The 632-nt window shown below is 35.9% G+C and carries 1 pseudogene; it reads right to left on the minus strand.

Annotated features, from left to right (window positions below):
* Positions 1 to 632 (minus strand): annotated as a pseudogene (locus A7A69_RS09485) (transposase); the annotation flags it as partial.

Here is a 632-nt window from a genome sequence, read left to right on the forward strand (position 1 = left end):
TGTATTTATCGTTAAGCTTTGATCGTTGCTCATGATAAAAGTAAGTACTTCGAGCCATTTGTGATGCACGTAATAGATATTTCAATTTATAGCTTTGCCTTAATTCAGAAATGAGTCTTGTAACCGTTGCTGTTCGGCTTGCTCCTGTTCTTGCTGCTTCTGAATAAAGGCTCTCCGCTTTTTTAAATAAGCATTCTCGGCGCGTAGATATGCAAGCTCTTCTAGTAACTGTTCTTGAGTTTTGTCTCGATCTTCCAAGGTACATTGGACTCTTGTTGTCTTAGGCTTTGGCATCTGTTTAGATCGTCCTCTAGGCTTAGGCTTCAAACCCTCTATACCGCTTTTCTGGTACTGATGCAACCACATCGAAATTGTACCAAGTTCTTTAAGTTTGAACTTAACAAGTATCTCTGCATAACTAAGACCATCATTTAATACTGACTCAACAACTTGTAATTTAAACTCAACACTATAAACCTGATTTTTAATAACTCGATTTAACCCATCAGCTCCATGAATCTTATAAATATCGCCCCACTTATTTACAACACTCTTATGTATTTTGAAAACTTTACCAGTTGATTTGAAACCACCATCGTTAAGATATTTATGCACAACTTTAAGTTTAAATT

The sequence above is a fragment of the Acinetobacter guerrae genome (assembly GCF_009372255.1).
Lineage (GTDB): Bacteria > Pseudomonadota > Gammaproteobacteria > Pseudomonadales > Moraxellaceae > Acinetobacter > Acinetobacter guerrae.